The sequence below is a fragment of the Algibacter sp. L4_22 genome, from assembly GCF_023473045.1.
GTDB lineage: Bacteria > Bacteroidota > Bacteroidia > Flavobacteriales > Flavobacteriaceae > Algibacter.
Window position 1 is genome coordinate 1 of record NZ_JAMCOK010000099.1, and the last position, 550, is coordinate 550.

A 550-nucleotide genomic window follows, 5' to 3' on the forward strand; every position below is an offset into this window, starting at 1 on the left:
GGAATAAGTTATCCATTTTATGAAGAGGAATTTCCTCATCACGTTGAACATTATAGAAATATGTATAAATCGAAATAAAAACGAACGCACAACAAAGTACTGTGCTAAAAAACAAGTAAAATCTTATTAATTTTTCACTAGCGTACTTTTATATTCCTTGTCAAATATTAAACCCGATTTTGCAATAGCAAAAGCTTGTTTTAGTAGCTTATTACATACCGCTATTAATGCTAATTTTTTACGCTTTCCTTTTGCTACTAATCGTTCATAAATATCTCTGCATCCTTTGTTGTATTTACAAGCTGTAAAACTGCACATAAATAATAAATTTCTGAGTTTTTGATTGCCCATTTTACTAATTCGTGGTCGTCCTTTTATACTACTCCCACTTTGCCTAATCACTGGAGTTAATCCTGCGTAACTACATAATTCTGCTGCACTCGAAAAGCGCTCAAAACCACCTGTTAAAACGATTAACATAATAGATGTTTTTTTTCCGATTCCTGGTATGGTTTTTATTCGAGTAAATAAATCTTTATGAGCCTCTTTT

General features: G+C 31.5%; 1 protein-coding gene. It reads right to left on the reverse strand.

Annotated features, from left to right (window positions below):
• Positions 1–126: 126 nt before the first annotated feature.
• On the reverse strand, positions 127–550 hold a 424-nt coding region (locus tag M4I23_RS19700), incomplete at its 5' end, for a transposase (protein ID WP_249755560.1).